This window comes from Pseudomonas sp. JAI111, from assembly GCF_024809425.1.
Lineage (GTDB): Bacteria > Pseudomonadota > Gammaproteobacteria > Pseudomonadales > Pseudomonadaceae > Aquipseudomonas.
In genome coordinates this window covers 94,340-113,338 of record NZ_JANUCB010000012.1, presented here as the reverse complement: position 1 = coordinate 113,338, position 18,999 = coordinate 94,340, and the positions used below count along the sequence as shown (strand labels likewise).

19 protein-coding genes are annotated in these 18,999 nt (G+C 59.1%); 5 read left to right on the top strand and 14 right to left on the bottom strand.

Going from position 1 to position 18,999, the window contains the following annotated elements:
- Positions 1–111: 111 nt before the first annotated feature.
- From HNR03_RS28280 to HNR03_RS28225, 12 genes are all read right to left on the bottom strand, one after another.
- A complete protein-coding gene (locus tag HNR03_RS28280; protein ID WP_259157393.1) occupies positions 112–468 on the bottom strand; it encodes a DUF6124 family protein in 357 nt (118 codons plus the stop codon).
- Positions 469–841: 373 nt separating this feature from the next.
- The gene (locus tag HNR03_RS28275; protein WP_222589306.1) at positions 842–1,486 is read right to left on the bottom strand and encodes a methionine ABC transporter permease; all 645 of its coding nucleotides are present in this window, start codon (positions 1,484–1,486) and stop codon (positions 842–844) included.
- Positions 1,476–2,597 (bottom strand): methionine ABC transporter ATP-binding protein, encoded by a 1,122-nt coding sequence (locus HNR03_RS28270; RefSeq protein ID WP_259157392.1) that lies wholly within the window; start codon positions 2,595–2,597, stop codon positions 1,476–1,478. The genes HNR03_RS28275 and HNR03_RS28270 overlap by 11 nt, the downstream gene beginning before the upstream one ends.
- 2 nt (positions 2,598–2,599) lie before the next feature.
- Positions 2,600–3,409, bottom strand: coding sequence for a MetQ/NlpA family ABC transporter substrate-binding protein (locus HNR03_RS28265; protein WP_259157390.1), 810 nt, complete (start codon positions 3,407–3,409; stop codon positions 2,600–2,602).
- A 152-nt stretch (positions 3,410–3,561) separates the two neighbouring features.
- Complete coding sequence (locus tag HNR03_RS28260) at positions 3,562–4,920, bottom strand: LLM class flavin-dependent oxidoreductase (protein WP_259157500.1); 1,359 nt, start codon at positions 4,918–4,920, stop codon at positions 3,562–3,564.
- A complete protein-coding gene (locus tag HNR03_RS28255; protein ID WP_259157389.1) occupies positions 4,917–6,110 on the bottom strand; it encodes an SfnB family sulfur acquisition oxidoreductase in 1,194 nt (397 codons plus the stop codon). Before HNR03_RS28255 ends, HNR03_RS28260 begins: the two co-directional genes overlap by 4 nt.
- A 38-nt stretch (positions 6,111–6,148) precedes the next feature.
- Entirely contained in the window at positions 6,149–7,390 is a 1,242-nt protein-coding gene (locus HNR03_RS28250) for an SfnB family sulfur acquisition oxidoreductase (protein WP_259157387.1), read from the bottom strand.
- Positions 7,391–7,766: 376 nt separating this feature from the next.
- Positions 7,767–8,531: a hypothetical protein gene (locus HNR03_RS28245; protein ID WP_259157386.1), complete on the bottom strand. Its 765-nt coding sequence runs from the start codon at positions 8,529–8,531 to the stop codon at positions 7,767–7,769.
- A gap of 489 nt (positions 8,532–9,020) precedes the next feature.
- Positions 9,021–9,776 (bottom strand): L-cystine ABC transporter ATP-binding protein TcyN, encoded by a 756-nt coding sequence (gene tcyN / locus HNR03_RS28240; protein WP_222589312.1) that lies wholly within the window; start codon positions 9,774–9,776, stop codon positions 9,021–9,023.
- A gap of 4 nt (positions 9,777–9,780) precedes the next feature.
- Positions 9,781–10,446: a cystine ABC transporter permease gene (gene tcyL / locus HNR03_RS28235; RefSeq protein ID WP_222589313.1), complete on the bottom strand. Its 666-nt coding sequence runs from the start codon at positions 10,444–10,446 to the stop codon at positions 9,781–9,783.
- On the bottom strand, positions 10,446–11,246 hold the full coding sequence (gene tcyJ, locus HNR03_RS28230; protein WP_259157383.1) for a cystine ABC transporter substrate-binding protein: 801 nt from the start codon (positions 11,244–11,246) through the stop codon (positions 10,446–10,448). The genes tcyL and tcyJ overlap by 1 nt, the downstream gene beginning before the upstream one ends.
- A gap of 298 nt (positions 11,247–11,544) precedes the next feature.
- Positions 11,545–12,537 (bottom strand): D-cysteine desulfhydrase, encoded by a 993-nt coding sequence (locus HNR03_RS28225; RefSeq protein ID WP_259157380.1) that lies wholly within the window; start codon positions 12,535–12,537, stop codon positions 11,545–11,547.
- 190 nt (positions 12,538–12,727) lie between these two features.
- Here HNR03_RS28225 and epsC point away from each other — a divergent pair, with 190 nt between their 5' ends.
- Both epsC and betT read left to right on the top strand, forming a co-directional pair.
- Complete coding sequence (epsC, locus tag HNR03_RS28220) at positions 12,728–13,654, top strand: serine O-acetyltransferase EpsC (protein WP_222589316.1); 927 nt, start codon at positions 12,728–12,730, stop codon at positions 13,652–13,654.
- A 403-nt stretch (positions 13,655–14,057) separates the two neighbouring features.
- Positions 14,058–16,013 (top strand): choline transporter BetT, encoded by a 1,956-nt coding sequence (betT, locus tag HNR03_RS28215; RefSeq protein WP_259157499.1) that lies wholly within the window; start codon positions 14,058–14,060, stop codon positions 16,011–16,013.
- A 17-nt stretch (positions 16,014–16,030) separates the two neighbouring features.
- On the opposite strand, the gene HNR03_RS28210 is transcribed toward betT, so the two are convergent.
- Both HNR03_RS28210 and HNR03_RS28205 read right to left on the bottom strand, forming a co-directional pair.
- A complete protein-coding gene (locus HNR03_RS28210; protein ID WP_222589317.1) occupies positions 16,031–16,291 on the bottom strand; it encodes a hypothetical protein in 261 nt (86 codons plus the stop codon).
- 151 nt (positions 16,292–16,442) lie between these two features.
- Complete coding sequence (locus tag HNR03_RS28205) at positions 16,443–17,177, bottom strand: SDR family oxidoreductase (RefSeq protein ID WP_259157377.1); 735 nt, start codon at positions 17,175–17,177, stop codon at positions 16,443–16,445.
- A 127-nt stretch (positions 17,178–17,304) separates the two neighbouring features.
- On the opposite strand from HNR03_RS28205, the gene HNR03_RS28200 reads away from it, so the two are divergent.
- The 3 genes from HNR03_RS28200 to HNR03_RS28190 all read left to right on the top strand — a co-directional run bounded on the left by HNR03_RS28200 (position 17,305) and on the right by HNR03_RS28190 (position 18,968).
- A complete protein-coding gene (locus tag HNR03_RS28200) occupies positions 17,305–18,195 on the top strand; it encodes a LysR family transcriptional regulator (RefSeq protein WP_259157376.1) in 891 nt (296 codons plus the stop codon).
- A gap of 129 nt (positions 18,196–18,324) precedes the next feature.
- Entirely contained in the window at positions 18,325–18,507 is a 183-nt protein-coding gene (locus tag HNR03_RS28195) for a type II toxin-antitoxin system HicA family toxin (protein ID WP_259157375.1), read from the top strand.
- On the top strand, positions 18,504–18,968 hold the full coding sequence (locus tag HNR03_RS28190; protein ID WP_405046095.1) for a type II toxin-antitoxin system HicB family antitoxin: 465 nt from the start codon (positions 18,504–18,506) through the stop codon (positions 18,966–18,968). Before HNR03_RS28195 ends, HNR03_RS28190 begins: the two co-directional genes overlap by 4 nt.
- The last annotated feature ends 31 nt before the right edge of the window (positions 18,969–18,999 follow it).

Sequence of the window (18,999 nt, the reverse complement as noted above, 5' to 3'; positions counted from 1 at the left end):
CCCACAGTTGATCTCCAGCGAACACAAATCTTGTGTACGGTACAGATCCAATGTGGGAGCGGGCTTGCTCGCGAAAGCGGTAACACTGGCGACTGAAGACTCAGGCCAGACTCAGGCCTGCTTCATCCCCAAACAATCAATGGATCGATCAACCATGGCCTTGGCGATCTCCAGCAAATGCCAAACCGAGAACACCATGGCCCGATCCGCCCCTTTGAGGTGATCGCCACACTGATATGCCGTGACCGAGGCACAACGCAGTAGATCCGCAACATAGAGTTGGGTGTCTTCAAAGCTCACGTCTTCACTGACGTTGTAGAACCGCAGCTCATCGGGTGCTGGGGGCTGTTCTCCGGTGAGGTAGAAATCGATTGCACGATAAAGGGCAGAACGGTCTCTTGGCGGATCGTCGGCAGGTTTACCTTGGGTGGACGTTTCGGGAGGCGGATCGGGGACGGATCTTTTCATTGGTAAAACTCCTGGTATTAGTTGGAGCCAACCGATGCCGCGACTAAACGAACAGGGGTGGCGGCTGCACGCAGGTTAGTCGACCGGTCACCAGGAAATACCGGCGCACCCGAGGGTGCCCTGCGCACAGCCACCATAAAATTCAGGTGATAAAGCACCTGACAAGAGGTGGCGCTGTGCGCCTGGTGTGTTCCGAGCGACTAAACCCGATCACTGATGAGCAGTGACGGGCCGAAGACTAGCCACCGGATTTGGCAGGCGCAAGCGAGCGGAATGATCTAGGAAATGTCCTGCAAGTGGAAGGGATCAAGCCTGTAGGCGCACTGATTTTCCTGTGGGAAATGTTCCCCGCTCCTGAAGGCAGACACCCCACTTAGCGCTTGTTCAACCCCCGCGCCAAGCGGTCCCCACCCAACTGAATCACCGCCACCAACACCACCAGCAGCACAATCACCGTCAGCATGATCTGGCTATCAAATCGCTGATAACCATACCGGTACGCAATGTCCCCAAGCCCACCGGCGCCAATCGCCCCGGCCATGGCCGATGAGTTGATCATTGTCACCAAGGTAATCGTGAAGCCGCCGACAATCCCCGGCAGCGCCTCGGGCAACAACACATGCCAGACAATGTGCCAGCGCCGGCAACCCATTGCCTGCGCCGCTTCGATCAACCCGTGATCGACCTCGCGCAAACTGACTTCGGCAATGCGCGCAAAGAACGGTGTGGCAGCAATGGTCAGTGGCACCACGGCAGCCCAGACACCATAAGTGGTGCCGACGATCAGCCGGGTAAACGGAATCAGCGCCACCATCAGGATCAAAAACGGAATCGAGCGAAACAGGTTCACGAACGCGCCCAATGCACGGTTCAGCCCAGGCGCTTCATAGATCCCGCCCTTGGAGCTGGTGACCAGGATCACCGCCAACGGTATGCCTGCCAGCAGCGCAATCAGCGACGACACACCGACCATCAAAAACGTGTCGATGAAGCCTTGCAGCAAGCGATCAAACCACATAACCCAGCACCTCCACTTGTTGCGCCCAATCGCTGGCGCGCTGGCGCAATTGCTCTGCGCCGTGGGACGAGCCGGTCACCGCCAACAGCAGTTGTCCCAGTGCATGGCCCTGAATCCGCTCCACGCCACCTTGCAGCAAGCGCACTCGACCGCCGAGCGCGGCGAACAGCGCAGCCAGATCCGGTTCATCGCTCGCGCTGCCGGTGAACTGCAAGCGCAGCACCACGGCAGCGTCCGAGGATTGTGGCTGAGGGCGCAAGCGGCTTTGCAGTTCTTCCGGCAAGCCATGTTGCAACGGTGCGAGCAAGGTCTTGCTGACCTCATGTTGCGGGTTACCGAAGACTTCCCAGACCGGTCCTTGCTCGACGATTCGACCATGTTCCAGCACCACGACGCGGTCGCAGATATCGCGGATCACGGCCATCTCGTGGGTGATCAACACGATGGTCAATCCCAGGCGCTGATTGATCTCGCGCAGCAGGCCGAGGATCGATTGCGTGGTCTCCGGGTCCAGCGCCGAAGTGGCTTCGTCGCACAACAGAATCGCCGGGTCGTGCACCAACGCGCGGGCGATGCCGACGCGTTGTTTCTGCCCGCCGGAGAGCTGCGCCGGATAGGCCTTGTGCTTGCCTTGCAACCCGACCAGTTCGAGCAATTCATGGACCTTTTGCTCGCGTTTTTCCTTGGGCACGCCGGCAACTTTCAGTGGCAACTCGACGTTCTGCCAAACCGTCTTGGCCGACATCAAATTGAAGTGCTGGAAGATCATGCCGATCCGACGGCGCAGCGCCACCAGACGATCCTCATCGAACTCGCCGATGTCCACTTGATCGATCAGCACCCGACCGGTGCTCGGCTGTTCGAGGCGGTTGATGGTGCGGATCAGCGACGACTTGCCGGCGCCGCTGCGACCGATGATGCCGAACACTTCACCGCGCTGGATCGCCAGGTCGATGCCGTGCAGCGCCGCCACCGGACCTTGCTGGCCGTTGTAGGTTTTACCCAGGCCGATAAAGCGCACGTGGGCGCGATTGAGGTCCGGGTGCAGTTCGGTCTGTGCAGCTTTTTGAGGCTCTGGAATTTCCAGTCGCCATTGGGTGGCCGCCGTCATCCTCAGCTTTCCCAGCCGGCTTGGTAGAGCTTGCCGTGGGCCTTGTCCAGAGCTGCACGAACGGCCGGCGAGTGCTGGTAGATATCAACGAACTTGATCAGGCGCGGATCATTTTTGCTCTTCGGCTGGATCACGAACTGAATCACGTATTCCTTGTGATCGAGGCCGTCGAACAGCAGGGCGGAGCTGGCATCGAAGGTCTTCGACAGACGAATGTAGGCCGGGTAGCCCTGGACCAGGTCGGCGTCGTCATAGGCGCGCACCAGTTGCACGGCTTCAACCTGAAGGATTTTGATTTTCTTCGGGTTGGCGATGATGTCTTCTTCGGTGGCTTTGTAGCCGACTCCCGGTTTGAGGGTGATCAGGCCCGCCTTGGCCAAGAGTTGCAGGCCGCGCCCGCTGTTGATCGGGTCGTTGGCGATGGCGACGCTGGCGCCCTCTGGCAGTTCGTCGAAGCTTTTGTATTTCTTCGAGTAGAGACCGACGTTGTTGATGATCCCGGGGGCGAATGGCACCAGATCAAAACCGGCGGCGGCTTTGGCGTTTTCCAGGAACGGGACGTGCTGGAAGTAGTTCACGTCGATGTCGCCGGCCGCGAGGCTGACGTTGGGGGCGATCCAGTCGCTGAACTCCACCAGGTCGACTTGCAGGCCTTGTTTCTTGGCTTCTTCGACGGCGGCTTCCAGCGGGATGGCGAATGCGGCGGTGGTGCCGACTTTTAGCGGCGCGTCGGCGGCGAAGGCGACGGAGCTGAAGAGGCCGAGGGCCAGGGCCAGTGCTTTGACTGGGTGAGAGAGGCGGGTCTTTTTCATGATTGATTTTCCAGTCAGTGCATAAATTTTCGATCGTTCCCACGCTCCGCGTGGGAATGCCTCCCGGGACGCTCCGCGTCCCTACGGTGGTGACGCGGAGCGTCACTGGCTGCATTCCCACGCAGAGCGTGGGAACGATCGGTATCAGGGAATTAGTGTCGGTAGTGGGAGCCGGTATGTTGCTCAGGCAAATGCGCCTCTGCATGAAACAGCTTTTCCCGCAGGCTGCCCGTGTCATAAGCCGTCTTGTACGACCCTCGGCGCTGCAGCTCCGGAATCACCAGCTCAATGAAATCCACATAGCTTTCCGGCGTGACAATCCGAGTCAGGTTGAAGCCATCGAGCCCGGTTTCAGCGATCCACGATTCCAGTTCATCAGCCACTTGCTCAGGCGAACCGACCACCGTGATGTAGCGGCCACCGAGGGCGTGTTGTTCAAGCAATTTGCGGCGGGTCCAGTCGTTGTTTTGCAGGTTCTTGGTGGCTGACTGGATCGCGTTGCTCTTCACGTACTGGATCGGTTCATCGATCTCGTACTCGGAAAAATCGATTCCGGTCGACGCCGAGAAATGCGCGACGCCGGCCTCAGCGCTGGCGTAGCTCAGGTACTCGGCGTGCTTGGCCCAGGCCAGCTCTTCGGTGGCGCCGACAATCACGTTCAATCCCATGAACACCTTGATGTCCTCGGGATTGCGCCCGGCCTCGACGGCGCTGGCGCGGACCTTGTCCACCTGAATCTTGGTCGATGGTTTGTTCTGGCCGCTGATGAACACGCATTCGGCATGACGCCCGGCGAACAGCAAACCGCGATCCGAACTGCCGGCCTGGAACAGCACTGGCGTGCGTTGCGGCGACGGTTCGCAGAGGTGATAACCCTCGACCTGATAGAACTCGCCCTTGTGCTCGACCTTGTGCACTTTCTCGGGTTGGGCGTAGATCCGTTGCTGCGGGTCATTGAGCACCGCGCCGTTTTCCCAGCTGCCTTCCCAGAGTTTGTAGAGCACCTCCAGGTATTCATCGGCCTGGTCGTAACGTCGGTCGTGTTCGACTTGTTCACTCAGGCCCATGGCCTTGGCGGCGCTGTCGAGGTAGCCGGTGACGATGTTCCAGCCGACCCGACCACGGCTCAAATGATCGAGCGTCGACATGCGCCGGGCGAACAGATAAGGCGGTTCGTAGGTCAGGTTGGCGGTGAGGCCGAACCCCAGGTTTTTGGTGACCGCAGCCATCGCGGAAACCAGCAGCAGTGGATCGTTGACCGGCAGCTGGATCGACTCTTTGAGCGGCACATCCACCGAGTTCTGGTAGACGTCGTACACGCCGACGATATCGGCGATGAACAAACCGTCAAACAACCCGCGCTCCAGCAGCTGTGCCAGTTCGGTCCAGTATTCAATCGTCTTGTATTGAGTGGAGGTGTCCCGGGGATGCGTCCACAGGCCATGGTTGATGTGCCCGATGCAGTTCATGTTGAACGCGTTGAGCAGGATCTTCTTTTTCGCGGCCATCAGATGGTCCCTCGCAACGGAGGGTTTTCATCGTTGAGGTAGTAATTGCCGACGGCGTGATACTTCCAGCGCACCGGGTCGTGCAGCGTGTGTACCCGTGCGTTGCGCCAGTGGCGATCCAGACCGTGTTCGATCAGCGTCGCCTGGCTGCCGGCCAGTTCAAACAGCGTGCTGCCGGCGGCGAGGGAGATTTCAGTGCTCAGGGCACGGGCTTCTGCGACGGCAATCGAGGCGGCAGCGACCGTCTCGGCGTTGGTCTCGGCCTGAGCCTTGTCGAGGAATTCGCCGGAGCGTTCCAGCAAGGCTTCAGCGGCGTGCAGGCGAATGCTCAAGTGACCGAAGCTCTTGATAGTCAGCGGATCGTCGGTGGCTTTTTCGTGTGTGGCGTCGATCCAGGGCCGGGTTTTGGTGCGCACGAAATGCAGCGCATCTTCATAAGCGGCGCGGGCGATACCGGTGTCGATGGCGGCGTGAAGAATCTGCGCCAACGGGCCGACCGGGGTCGGACGCTCGAAGGCGGTTTGAAACGGGATCACGTCTTCGGCGGCGACGTAGACGTCTTCGAACACCACCGAACCGCTGCCGGTGGTGCGCTGGCCAAAACCGCTCCAGTCGTCGATGACCGTCAGGCCTTTGCTGTCGCGAGGCACGAACGCCAGTTGTTGAACGCCGTTTTCGTCCACCACCGAGGTGGGGATGCGCTGAGCGTAAATCGCGCCTGTGGCGTAGAACTTGCGGCCGTTGATGCGGTAGCCGTTACTGTCGCGGGTCAGGCGGGTGACACGGTCATGGGCGGTTTTGGTGCCCAGTTCCGCCAAGGCATTGCCGAAGCGTTGCCCGGCGAGCACTTCAGCGTACAAACGTTTTTTCTGCTCTTCGCTGCCGTTCACGCGCAGCACTTCGAGGGCGTAGAAATGGTTCTGCGGGATCTGTCCGAGCGAGCCGTCCGCCTGGGAAATCAAGGCAATCACTTTGGCCAGGGTGACGTTGGAAACGCCAGCGCCGCCGTATTCTTTTGGCACGCTGATGCCCCAGAGACCCGAACGGGAAAACACCTCCAGTTCCGGGTGCGGCAATCGGCGTTCGCGGTCGCGCAGGGCGCTGTCACGCTTGAAGTCTTCGGCAAGGTCACTGGCGACGATCAGGGCTTGCTCATCGCTGGTTATGACCGCGACGTGGTGAGAAAGAGTCATGTGTTTCTCCAGAGATCTGGTCAAAAGTGTTCTGGTCGTTAGATCCAGGAATGGCGAGCGGGCAAAGTGCCGTTCAAGTGATAGGTGCCGACCGCGTGATATTTCCAGCGAACGGGGTCGTGCAGCGTGTGCACGCGGGCGTTGCGCCAGTGACGGTCGAGGTTGAATTCGGCGAGGGTGGCGCGGCTGCCGGCCAGTTCGAAGAGCTTTTCGCTGGCCAGCAACGAGATCTCGGTGGTCAGTACTTTGGCCTCGGCCACGGCAATCGAGGCGCGGGCCGCGGACTCTGCGGTAAGTGGCGCTGCGCTGACCTGATCGAGCACTTGCCCGGCCTTGCGCAGCAGCGCTTCGGCGGCGTGCAGTTCGATTTTCAGTTTGCCGATATCAGCGATCACATACAGGTCATCGCTGGCTCGTTCGACATTCGCGTCGATCCATGGCCGTGCGCGGGTTTTCACGAACTCGATGGCGTCGTCGATGGCGCCACGAGCGATGCCGGCGTCGATGGCCGCTTGGATCAGCTGTGACACGGCACCTTGAATGTTTGGTTGATCGTTGATCTTCCAGTTATCCACCACCAACTCGGCATCGACACGCACGTTGTTGAGCAGAATCGTGCCGCTGGCGGTGGTGCGCTGACCGAAGCCCGACCAATCATCAACGATGCGCAGTCCCGGCGTGCCGCGACGGACGAAGGCCAGCACTTGCTTGCCGTCGTCGTTCAGCGCCTTGACCGCCACCCAGTGGGCGAACAGGGCGCCGGTGGAGTAAAACTTCTGGCCGTTGATGACAAAACCATCACCGTCAGCGGTGATGCGTGCCTTGAGTTCAAGGGTGTTCTTGGTGCCCCGTTCAGGCCCGGCATTGCCGATGCGCCAGCCTTCGAGCACGCTTTTGAACAGCTGTTTTTTCTGCGCCTCGGTGGCACTGCCGAGCACCAGGTTGAGAATGCCGAACTGGTTCTGCGGGATCTGTCCCAGCGCCGGGTCGGCCGCGGAAATGATCGCGAAGACTTCCGCCAGGGTTACGAATGAAACCTGCGGGCCACCGTACTCGCGCGGGATGGCGATGCTGCCTAATCCGCTGCGGGTGAACTGTTCGATTTCCGACCACGGCAACTTGCGCTGGCGGTCACGTTTGGCGGCTTGCAGGCGGGCGACTTGCGCCAGCTCATGGGCGGCCTTGATGGCTTGTGCATCGTTGCGCAAAACCTGCGCGGGCAACAACAACGGGGCGATGTCCAGATCACTCTGAACGATTGCATCTGCCAGACTGGACATCAGTGCCGCTCCTTGGCTGCACGCAATGCCCTGGCGATCTGCACTGGGGTGATTGTGTTCCGGACCATACCTACCTCACATCTCATGGGGTCGCCGCTCTCTGTGCGGCGAACGAAAAACAAGAATGTCCGGTGGTCCGGTGTATATACCCTAAGCGTGTATAAAAATTAAATAAACTAACTTTTTGGAATATGAATAGAAGAGGGCCTGTTCGTAGCGCAACACTTGTTTATGGAGCAACACTTGCTCTTGCAGCCGCTGGAAAAAGCACTGCGGGAGCGAGCCTGAATGCGATAGCGTCGTTTCAGACGACTCCGTCGTTGTCTGATATTCAGCTATCGCGAGCAGGCTCGCTCCCACAGGGGAAACGGGGGATTTACTTCTTGCCGGTCTCTGCGGCCATGAGTATTTCCTTGGGCCGAACCTTCAAATAGGGATTGGCGCAGCCGATCCTCAACCTGCGCGGCGGCGCCCAACCGGAGTTGTTGCCGACCCGATCGAGGATGCAATACGTCACTTCCAGACGCAGGTCTTCGCCGGCTTCGAGAATGATCGCCGGCGGCACCCAGACCTGAATGGGCTGGCCCACATCGCCCGCCTTGATCCGTGGCAAATCCATGCGTGCATCGCCCCAGCGCAGGGTGATTTCGTCGTCGGTGGCCATGTTCAGGTAGGGCTCGATGGTCAGTGGAACGCCGCGCTTGATCTGGTTCGGATTGACCCCCTGGCGGCGAATGGTTTCGGGAAGGCCTACGGGCGCCAGATGCTCGTTTTCGTGACCGCACAGAGTGAGCGATTGACCGCCCGGGCAATCGAGCTTGATCTCTACTTGAGCGGCAAGCGACACCGCCGGCCCTTGGCCGACTTGCATGACGCGGTAGTGGATGCGCGAGGCGCCGTTGGCGATAAAGCTCTGCGGTACACGCAGACTGATGGCTTTGCCGACATCCTCGGCAGTCAGCACGCGGGAGGCCACGTAGCAGCGGTCCCAGAACAGTTCGATCAGGTCGCCGTCGTCCATGCCGGGGTAGGGCGCCACGTCGACCAGCAGATAGGCGGCCGAGGTGACATTGATGCCGGCCTTGTGTGATTGCGCCAGGGTAGGGGCCGCAAGTCCGGATGTATTCGAGGTGCTTGTCATGGGTTTCTCCTTGAAGCCTTGCAGCGAAGTTCCGTTTCTGAAAGATCAAAAGGCGAGCATTACCCAGCAACAAAACAGCTCATTATTTTCAAGTTAAATAATGATTGAGTGCAAAGGTTGGCGCCTGCTGGCAACTAGATAAGAGTGCGCTTGAAGAGGTGTCAATAGAACTGACTAGTTAAGTTGGTGATTAACTGTTATTCAGAAGTTTCCTACGTGTTGAAGTTAATAAGCCGCACCGCCCTGTCGAACATGCCTTGTATTTGTGGGGGTTGTCGCGCTTGTGATCACCAAAGGCCACCCTTTGAGTAGCGTGGATTCTGGCGAATTTTAGGCGAAGTGATTTTGTTGCAGGACATATATATGTACCGCACAAGGAGTTGATGGGTTATCTAAGGTGTCAGTGAAGGAGTGCGAGAGGGAGGACGTTGATGGTGGGGATAGTTGTCACTTCCATCCATGGAAGTTAACAAGTAGTGAGGCGGTAGTTCAAGAGTGCGCGTTATTCAGGAACTTGCTGAGGAACTGCTTTGTGCGCTCTTCTTTCGGATTGGCAAACAGCGCCTTGGCTTCGCCTTGCTCGACGATCACACCTTTGTCGAAAAACACCACACGGTTTGCCACGTCCCGGGCAAAGCCCATTTCGTGGGTGACAATGACCATGGTGCGTTTCTCTTCGGCCAGACTGCGAATGGTCGACAGCACTTCCCCTACCAGCTCGGGATCGAGCGCAGAAGTGGGTTCGTCAAACAGAATCACTTCCGGTTCCATCGCCAGTGCGCGGGCAATCGCCACACGCTGTTGCTGGCCACCGGAAAGGCGACGCGGGTAAGCGTCTTCCTTGCCCGCCAGACCCACCCGGGCCAGGAGCTTTTTACCCAGGGCAACGGCTTCGGCGTGCGGGATCTTCTTCACGATGATCGGGCCTTCGATGACGTTTTCCAGGGCGGTGCGATGCGGGAACAGGTTGAAGTTCTGGAACACGAAGCCCACATGCTGACGCAAGCGTCGCACCAGGCTCTGCTGCTGGTTCAGTGGACGGCTGCCATCGATCTCGATGTCACCGACCTTGATCCGGCCGCTCGTGGGTTCTTCCAGAAAATTCAGGCAGCGCAGGAAGGTGGTTTTGCCCGAGCCGCTAGGCCCGATGATCGCTACCACCTCGCCTTCCTTCACCTGCAAATCGATGCCGTTAAGCACGACTTGACCCTTGAACTGCTTTGTCAGTTTTTCCACGACAATCATGGGGTCAGGACTCCTGGTCGTGCCGATTGACCCGCTCTTCCAGCTTGTTCTGCAGGTGCGAGAGCACCGTGGCCAGAACCCAGTAGATCAGCGCGGCGGCAAGATACATGGTGAAAATTTCAAAGGTGCGCGCGGTAATCAGCTGCGCCTGACGGAACAGCTCCGGCACCTGGATCGTGGCGGCCAGCGCGGTGTCCTTGACCAGCGAAATGAAGCTGTTACCCAGCGGCGGCAGGGCCGTGCGCATCGCTTGCGGCAGGATGGCCCGACGCAGGGTCTGCGCACGGGTCATACCGATACTCGCGGCAGCTTCCCACTGGCCGCGTTCGATGGAACTGATCGCGGCACGCAGGATTTCACAGGCGTAGGCGGCCATGTTCAGCGAGAAGCCGATCAGGGCCGCTGGCAATGGATCGAGTTCGATGCCCAATTGCGGCAAGCCGTAATAGATCACGAACAGCTGCACCAGCAACGGCGTGCCGCGAAAGAACGACACGTAGATGCGGGCCAGCCAACTCACCAGTTTGAAGCGCGACAGGCGCATCAACGCCAGGCCAAACCCCATCAGCAGGCCGAAAAACATGCCCCCAAGGCTCAAGATGACCGTGTAGTACGCGCCCTTCAGCAAGAAGGGCGCGGAATCCAGCGCAAGTTGGAAAGCTTCTTCCATTATTTGGTGACGTCAGCGCTGAAGTATTTTTCCGAAAGCTTTTTCAGCGTGCCATCGGCGCGCAGCTTGTCGATGGCTTTGTTCACCGCTGCCAGCAGCTCAGGCTCGCCTTTGCGCAGGGCAATGCCGGCTTCCTGACGTGAGAACGCTTCGCCTGCAGCGGTAGTGTCCTTGGCCTTCTTGGCGTATTCCAGCGCGGCGAGACGGTCGATCAGAATGGCGTCAGTGCGACCGTTACGCAGGTCTGCGAACTTGCTCGGGTCATCTTCATAGGTGCGCACGTCAGCGGTCGGCACGTTGGCTTTCACCCACTGCTCGTAGTTGGTGCCCAGGCCCACGCCGACTTTCTTGCCAGCCAGATCGGCGGCAGACTTGATGTTCAGTTCCGCAGCCTTCTTGGTCAGCACCAGCGCCTGAATACCGGAAACGGTGTAGGGCTCGGAGAAGTCATACTTCTTCTTACGCTCTTCGGTGATGGTCACCTGGTTGACCACTGCGTCCAGACGCTTGGATTCCAGCGCTGCGAGGATGCCGTCCCATTTGGTCGGTTGCAGTTTGACCTTCACGCCCAGCTCTTTGGCCAGGGCTTCGGAGAACTCGACTTCGAAACCGGTCAGTTTGCCGTCGGCGTCAACGAAGCTGAAGGGTGGGTAAGTGCCTTCCAGACCGACGTTGATCACGCCTGCGTCCTTGATTTTTTGCAGCTGCTCACCGGCAACCGCTTGACCCAGCAGGCCAGCGCTCAGTGCCAGGCCCAGCGAACCGACCAGCAGATTTCGACGTAGTGCGGAAAAATTCATGACAAGCCCCTGTGTTTTCTTATGAAGACGCTTTTAGGAATGTTGGCAAAATCGGGATTTGGACGACTGCAATATCCTGCCCTAAAGCAGCGTATGCGTCTCGCTGCAAATTCGCCTGCGGCGTGACTATATGATGGCGCTTTTAGATAGGAAAATAATAAATATCATCTTTGTTATTCTTTTTAGAACTAAGTGATCGTTCCCACGCTCCTGCGTGGGAATGCAGCCCGTGACGCTCCGCGTCACTGGACGCGGAGCGTCCCCAGAGGCATTCCCACGCAGAGCGTGGGAACGATCACTACAGAAAATCCTTATAGGCAAACAACGCCGGCGCCCCACCGGTGTGCAAGAAGATGATCGGGCCTTCGTTGAAGCGTTGACGACCGATACCGTCAAGCAACCCGGCCATGGCCTTGCCGGTATACACCGGGTCCAGCAACAGACCTTCCTGACTTGCCAACAGTTTCACCGCTGACAACGTCCCGGCATTCGGTTCGCCGTAGCGTGGGCCGAAATACTCGTCCCACAGCTCGATTTTGAAACTGGTCGGCAAGTTCACACCCAAAAGCTCAGCCGTGCGTTCGGCCAGTCCTTGGACTTTCGGCCGCTGATCCTCATCGCTCCGGGAAACCGTGACACCAATCACTGGCAAATCCGGCAGTGCTTCACTCAACGCCAGCGCCAGGCCACTGTGTGTGCCGGCGCTGCCTGAAGCCAGCACCACGGCAGCGAATGACAGGCCGGTGTCCTTGATCTGTTCGGCCAGTTCCAGCCCGGCGCGCACATAACCCAAGGCACCCAATGCATTGGAGCCACCAATCGGCACCAGGTATGGCTTCTTGCCGTTGTTGCGCAGACGGTCGGCCAGGGACTGCAATTGCTCGTCGGCGTTGTCGAGGTTTTCCACCAGCTCGACCTTGGTATCGAACAGGTCCAGCAACAGCCGATTGCCGTTGCCGACATAGTTGGCGTCGTCGGTGCCCAACGGGTTTTCCAGCAGCGCTACACACCCCAGGCCGAGCTTGGCGGCAATGGCGGCGGTCTGGCGTACGTGATTGGACTGCAGCGCGCCAGCGGTGATCAAGGTGTCGGCGCCCTGGGCCAAGGCATCGGCCGCCAGGTATTCGAGTTTGCGCAGCTTGTTGCCGCCCATTGCCAGGGGCGTCAGGTCGTCGCGTTTGACGTACACGTCGCGGCCCAGCCAGGTCGAGAGGCGTTCGAGTTTTTCCAGAGGGGTCGGGTGGCCGAGCAAATCGAGGCGGTCGAAACGGTCGAGCTGTTGTTTGATCATGGTTCCATACTGGCGGAGAAAGGTTTCAGGACTATAGGCACGCCCCCAAGCGTGGGCAACTGCCAATCACTTATATCCAAAAGTGCTGACCACAGCATAATCGGTTCTTAATTCGGCTTCCGGACCTTGCCGTAAAGTAATCGCCGTCAGCGCGGCCAGACAGTCCGGCCGCCCATGAGGAGTTTCAACCGTGAGCGAGCGTTCCAGCCATTGGCAATTGCAGACCATCGTCAGCCAACTGCGCACAGCGCGCGACCAGTGGCGCGCACAAAACGGCCGCGCCAGCGGCGAGCAGGGCGGTCGCGAATTGCCTTCCCGAGCGGCCATGGCGGAAATTCTCGAGGCATTGTGCGGTGCGCTATTTCCGATGCGCCTTGGCCCGGTGGATTTGCGTGAGGAAAGTGAAGATTTCTACGTCGGGCACACGCTGGACGTCGCATTGAATGCGTTGCTGGCCCAGGCCCGGCTCGAACTGCGTTACGCGGCGCGCCACAGTGCCCAGGCCGACACTGAGGTCGAGGCCAGGACCATTCAGATCATTCAGGACTTCGCCCTCGCGCTTCCAGGCCTGCGCAGTTTGTTGGACACCGACGTGCTGGCGGCCTATCACGGCGACCCCGCGGCTCGCAGCGTCGATGAAGTGTTGCTGTGTTATCCCGGGATTCTGGCGGTGATTCACCATCGCCTGGCCCACCATCTTTACCGCGCGGGGCTGCCGTTGCTGGCGCGGATCAGTGCGGAAATCGCGCACTCGGCCACAGGAATCGACATTCACCCGGGCGCGCAGATCGGCCGCAGCTTCTTCATCGATCACGGGACGGGCGTGGTGATCGGCGAGACCGCGATCATTGGTGAGCGGGTGCGGATTTATCAGGCCGTGACGTTGGGCGCCAAGCGTTTCCCGTCGGATGAAGACGGGCAGTTGCAGAAGGGCCACCCTCGGCATCCGATTGTCGAAGATGATGTGGTGATCTATGCCGGCGCGACAATTCTGGGGCGCATCACCATCGGCAAGGGCTCGACCATTGGCGGCAACGTCTGGCTGACCCGCAGCGTGCCGCCGGGGTGCAACCTGACGCAGGCGAATCTGCAGCATGATGACGGGACGCAGAAGTAAGCCTTTCACCCGACTGTACTGATCGTTCCCACGCTCCCGCGTGGGAACGCCTCAAGGGACGCTCCGCGTTCCAGGGCCGCCGCCGATGCCGTGTCTGGCACCGATGTGACGCAGAGCGTCACGGGCTGCATTCCCACGCAGAGCGTGGGAACGATCGCGATAACCCTGCCTCAAACCCCTCCTTGAGCTAGCGTACAGAACGTACCGCCGAGCCTTGCGATTAGTCCTTAGCAACCTATTCATGTTTAAATTGAACGCTCATTCAAGTTAAACCGCCGGTTTGCTGCCCGCTCACAACAGGAGGCTTGCTTTTGCCGAGTCCGTTATTGATTGCCCTGATTCACCCCCTTGAGGTGCACCTTTCATGAGTGCATCGCCCACCCCCGCCAGCGGCCAGGTCCGCATGAATCCGCCGGTATTTTACTTCGCGGCAACGTTCATCCTGCTATTTGGCATCGTCGTTATCGCCATGCCTGAACAGGCTGGTGCCTGGCTTCTGCAAGCGCAAAACTGGGCGGCCAATACGGTCGGCTGGTATTACATGCTCGCGATGACGCTGTATCTGGTCTTCGTGGTGGTCACCGCCTTGTCCGGCTACGGCAAGATCAAGCTCGGTGCCGACCACGACGAGCCCGAGTTCAGCTACCTGTCCTGGGCCGGCATGCTGTTTGCCGCCGGGATCAGCATCACGCTGTTCTTCTTTTGTGTGTCCGAACCGCTGACGCACCTGGCGCAACCGCCGCAAGGCGAGGCCGGTACGGCGGATGCGGCGCGTCAGGCGATGCAGATTCTGTTTCTGCACTGGGGCCTGCATGGCTGGGGCGTGTTCGCCTTCGTCGGCATGGCGCTGGCCTACTTCGCCTACCGTCACAACTTGCCGCTGGCCCTGCGCTCGGCGCTTTATCCCCTGATCGGCAAACGTATCAATGGCCCCATCGGTTATGCGGTGGATGGTTTCGGCATCATCGCCACGGTGTTCGGCCTCGGCGCCGACATGGGCTTTGGCGTGTTGCACCTCAACTCAGGGCTGGACTACCTGTTCGGCATTGCTCACACCCACTGGATTCAGGTCGGCCTGATCACACTGATGATGGGCGCGGCGATCATCGTCGCGGTCTCCGGCGTCGACAAAGGCGTGCGGGTGATGTCCGACATCAACATGCTGCTGGCCTGCGCGCTGCTGCTGTTCGTGTTGTTTGCCGGCCCGACTCAGCACCTGCTCAACACCTTGATCCAGAACATCGGCGATTACCTCGGCGCATTGCCGATGAAGAGTTTCGATCTTTACGCCTACGACAAACCGAGTGACTGGCTCGGCGGTTGGACGGTGTTTTATTGGGCTTGGTGGATTGCGTGGTCGCCGTTCGTGGGCCTGTTCATCGCACGGATTTCCCGTGGCCGAACCATCCGCGAATTCGTCTTTGGCGTGCTGTTGATTCCGCTTGGTTTCACCCTGGCGTGGATGTCGATCTTCGGCAACAGCGCCATTGACCAAGTCCTAAACCACGGCATGAGCGCGCTTGGTATGTCGGCTATCGACAACCCGTCGATGACGCTCTACCTGCTGCTGGAAACCTACCCGTGGAGCAAAACCGTGATCGCGGTCACGGTGTTCATCAGCTTCGTGTTCTTCGTCACCTCCGCCGACTCCGGCACCGTGGTGCTGTCGACGCTGTCCGCCAAAGGCGGAAATCCTGACGAAGACGGGCCGAAATGGCTGCGAGTGTTCTGGGGCGCGATGACCGCGTTGGTGACCAGCGCGCTGCTGTTTTCCGGCAGCATCGATGCGCTGAAGTCAGCGGTGGTGCTGACGTCGTTGCCGTTCTCGTTGATTTTGCTGCTGATGATGTGGGGGCTGCACAAGGCGTTTTACCTGGAATCGCAGAAGCAGATCGCGCAACTGCATTCCCTGGCGCCGGTGTCCGGCTCGCGACGTGGCGGCTGGCGTCAGCGCTTGACTCAGGCTGTGCATTTCCCGTCTCGCGATGAGGTCTATCGCTTCCTCGATACGACGGTGCGTCCGGCCATTGAAGAAGTCTCGGCGGTGTTCGTCGAGAAGGGATTGAACGTGGTCACCCAACCGGACGCGGCCAACGACAACGTCAGCCTGGAAATCGGTCATGGCGAGGAGCATCCGTTTATCTATCAGGCGCAGATGCGTGGTTACTTCACACCATCGTTTGCCCGTGCCGGCATGGGCTCCAAGGAGCTCAACAACCGTCGTTATTACCGGGCTGAAGTGCATTTGAGCGAGGGCAGTCAGGATTACGATCTGGTGGGCTACACCAAGGACCAGATCATCAACGACATCCTTGACCAGTACGAACGGCATTTGCAGTTCTTGCACTTGGTGCGTTGATCGAGTGCCGGTGGCACTCACGCTTCAGTGCTGAGCACCATGAACAGCACCAGCGCCGCCACCGGTACACCGAACACGGCGCTGCCGACCACCAGTTCCGTGCTCAACGGTTGGCCGGTATGAACCATGCCGACTGCGCCGTTGATCAGCGTCAGCGCCAGCCACAGCGCCACAAAGCTGTAGGCCAGGGTCTGGCGGCTGAAGCCGATTTTCTCGCCGATGAACAGCATCAGCGCCAGGAGAATCAGGCCGAAGGTGATGATGATCGTGGTGTGCATGGGTGTGTCCTCCTGAGTAAATGATCGTTCCCACGCTCCGCGTGGGAATGCAGCCCGTGACACTCCGCGTCACTGGACGCGGAGCGTTCCTTGAGGCATTTCCACGCAGAGCGTGGGAACGATCAAGACTGCGGTCTCAAGTTGAGCATAGTTAAACCAACCCTCCATTCACCCGCAGAATCTGTCCATTGACCCAAGCCGAATCCGGCCCGACCAGAAACGACACCACGCGAGCGATATCTTCCGGCTGACCCAGACGCTCCAGCGGCGGCATCTTGGCGAAGTTCTGGATCTGTTCCTCACTCTTTCCGTGCAAAAACAACTCGGTAGCGACCGGACCCGGTGCCACGGCGTTAACGGTGATGTTGCGTCCGCGCATTTCCTTGGCGAACACCTGGGTCAGCGATTCCACCGCTGCTTTGCTGGCGATGTACACCGCGTAACCCGGCAGGTTCATACCGACCGTGCTACTGGAAAAGTTGACGATCCGCCCTCCGCTATTCAACCGCGTTGCCGCTTCACGCAGGGTATTGAAGGTGCCCCGAGCGTGGATGTTGAAGGTCTGGTCGAACAGTTCATCGGTGTGCTGCGCCAACGGCATCATTTTGAGAATGCCGGCGTTGTTGATCAGCACATCGACCTTGCCCAGTTGTGTTTCGGTCTCGTCGAACATCCGGCGCACGTCATCGGCATTGGCCACGTCAGCCTTGATCGCTATGGCTTGATGGCCGGCCTGACGCAACTCCACCACCAGCTTGGAGGCTTCTGTGGCGCTGCTTGCATAGTTGATGACGACGGCGAAACCTTCGCTGGCCAGTTGTCTGGCGATCACAGCGCCGATGCCGCGGGAGGCGCCGGTCACGATGGCAACTTTCTGAGTAGTCATGGCGTTGATTCCTGATGAGGGAGGGGGGGTGTGAAGCCAGATTCACATGTTTACTCAGGCCGATAAATGCCCGAGAGTTGCCTTGACTATTCAATAATCGCCAACAATCGCGCGCCAGGAGCCAAACGTGGATCAAGTCAAAGCGATGAAGGTTTTTGTGCGGATCTATGAGCGCAGCAGCTTCACCCTGGCGGCTGATGACCTGAACCTGCCACGGGCGACCCTGACCCACACGCTGAATCAATTTGAAACCTGGCTCGGCACTCGGTTGCTGGAGCGTAGTACGCGCAAGGTGCGCCCGACGCTTGATGGAGAGGCGTACTACCTGCGTTGCGTGCAATTGCTGGCGGAGCTGGAAGAGGCCGAGTTGGCGTTTCGTGGCTGCGCCCCCAAAGGCCGGTTGCGTGTCGACCTGCACGGCACGCTGGCCAGGCATTTCGTGATTCCGGCATTACCGCAGTTCATGGCGCGTTACCCGGACATCGAACTGTCCATCAGCGAGACTGACCGTTTCGTTGACCTGATCGCTGAAGGCGTCGACTGTGTGTTGCGCGCCGGCACGCTGAGTGATTCGGCACTGATCGGAAAGCGCATCGCCAACCTGCGTCAAATCACCTGCGCCAGCCCCGCCTATCTGCGCCAATACGGCGAACCGAAACGCCTCGACGACCTGAAGCATCACCGCGCCGTGAACTACGTCTCGCGCACCACCGCCAAGCAGTTTCCGTTTGAATTCATGGTCGACGGCCACCTGAAAGAAGTCGCCATTGAAGGTGCGCTTTCAGTGTTCGGCGCGGAAATTTACGCCGCATCGGCGATTGCCGGGCTCGGCTTGATCCAGTGCCCGCATTACCGAATGGAGACGCAGATTGCCCAAGGGCTGGTGCAGGAAATCCTCACCGACACACCGCCACCGACAATGCCGGTTTCAGTGCTGTACCCCCACAACCGACACATGTCGCCACGTGTTCGGGTGTTTGTGGATTGGTTGGGGGAGGTGTTTGCGAGGGCCAGCTAGCCGCTCGTCCGGGGGCACCATAGCTCCGGGCGGGAACGGTTAATATTTATCAGAGTGTGTATTGTGTGTATTAAAAATATTCTCGTCGCGTAGTGTGCGCAGCTGATGTTGCCCACAAGGACGAAGGTAATGCGAAGTCGGGAAATGATCAGGATGATCGAGGAGGATGGCTGGTATCTGGTGGCGGTGAAAGGTAGCCATCATCAGTACAAGCATTCGGCTAAAGCAGGGAGGGTGACGGTGAAGCACCCTGACTCGGATCTTCCCAAAGGGACGATCAACAGCATATTGAAACAGGCGGGTCTGAAATGAGGCCCGAGATCGGAAACGAGAGCCTCGAAGAGGCCATATCACAGGAAGGACTCACCGAAATGAAATTCCCGGTCGTTCTGCACAAGGATGCAGACTCAGAATATGGAGTGATTATCCCGGACGTGCCGGGGTGCTTCTCTGCGGGCGTTACTGTGGCTGAGGCATTTGAAAACGTAAAAGAAGCGTTGGCTTTGCATTACGAAGGCTTGGTAGCCGATGGTGATCCACTGCCGCAAGTGCGAGAGATAGATGCTCATCTGGACAATCCTGACTACGCCGGAGGGGTATGGGGTGTGGTGGAGTTTGATATCACGCCTTATTTCGGCAAGTCAGTACGCTTCAATGCCACGCTTCCTGAGCAGTTGCTCGAGCGTATCGACCAGACGGTAAGACGAGATCAGCGATACAGCTCAAGGTCCGGCTTTTTGGCGGCTGCCGCGTTACGTGAGTTGTCAGCGTAAGCGCGCAATGGATGGCGGTGTTATCAACGGG

Coding starts and splice junctions, on each gene's coding strand:
- HNR03_RS28280 (WP_259157393.1), bottom strand. CDS start 468: ATGAAAAGATCCGTCCCCGATCCGCCTCCCGAAACGTCCACCCAAGGT.
- HNR03_RS28275 (WP_222589306.1), bottom strand. CDS start 1,486: ATGTGGTTTGATCGCTTGCTGCAAGGCTTCATCGACACGTTTTTGATG.
- HNR03_RS28270 (WP_259157392.1), bottom strand. CDS start 2,597: ATGACGGCGGCCACCCAATGGCGACTGGAAATTCCAGAGCCTCAAAAA.
- HNR03_RS28265 (WP_259157390.1), bottom strand. CDS start 3,409: ATGAAAAAGACCCGCCTCTCTCACCCAGTCAAAGCACTGGCCCTGGCC.
- HNR03_RS28255 (WP_259157389.1), bottom strand. CDS start 6,110: ATGACTCTTTCTCACCACGTCGCGGTCATAACCAGCGATGAGCAAGCC.
- HNR03_RS28250 (WP_259157387.1), bottom strand. CDS start 7,390: ATGTCCAGTCTGGCAGATGCAATCGTTCAGAGTGATCTGGACATCGCC.
- HNR03_RS28245 (WP_259157386.1), bottom strand. CDS start 8,531: ATGACAAGCACCTCGAATACATCCGGACTTGCGGCCCCTACCCTGGCG.
- tcyN (WP_222589312.1), bottom strand. CDS start 9,776: ATGATTGTCGTGGAAAAACTGACAAAGCAGTTCAAGGGTCAAGTCGTG.
- tcyL (WP_222589313.1), bottom strand. CDS start 10,446: ATGGAAGAAGCTTTCCAACTTGCGCTGGATTCCGCGCCCTTCTTGCTG.
- tcyJ (WP_259157383.1), bottom strand. CDS start 11,246: ATGAATTTTTCCGCACTACGTCGAAATCTGCTGGTCGGTTCGCTGGGC.
- HNR03_RS28225 (WP_259157380.1), bottom strand. CDS start 12,537: ATGATCAAACAACAGCTCGACCGTTTCGACCGCCTCGATTTGCTCGGC.
- betT (WP_259157499.1), top strand. CDS start 14,058: ATGAATCCGCCGGTATTTTACTTCGCGGCAACGTTCATCCTGCTATTT.
- HNR03_RS28210 (WP_222589317.1), bottom strand. CDS start 16,291: ATGCACACCACGATCATCATCACCTTCGGCCTGATTCTCCTGGCGCTG.
- HNR03_RS28205 (WP_259157377.1), bottom strand. CDS start 17,177: ATGACTACTCAGAAAGTTGCCATCGTGACCGGCGCCTCCCGCGGCATC.
- HNR03_RS28195 (WP_259157375.1), top strand. CDS start 18,325: ATGCGAAGTCGGGAAATGATCAGGATGATCGAGGAGGATGGCTGGTAT.
- HNR03_RS28190 (WP_405046095.1), top strand. CDS start 18,504: ATGAGGCCCGAGATCGGAAACGAGAGCCTCGAAGAGGCCATATCACAG.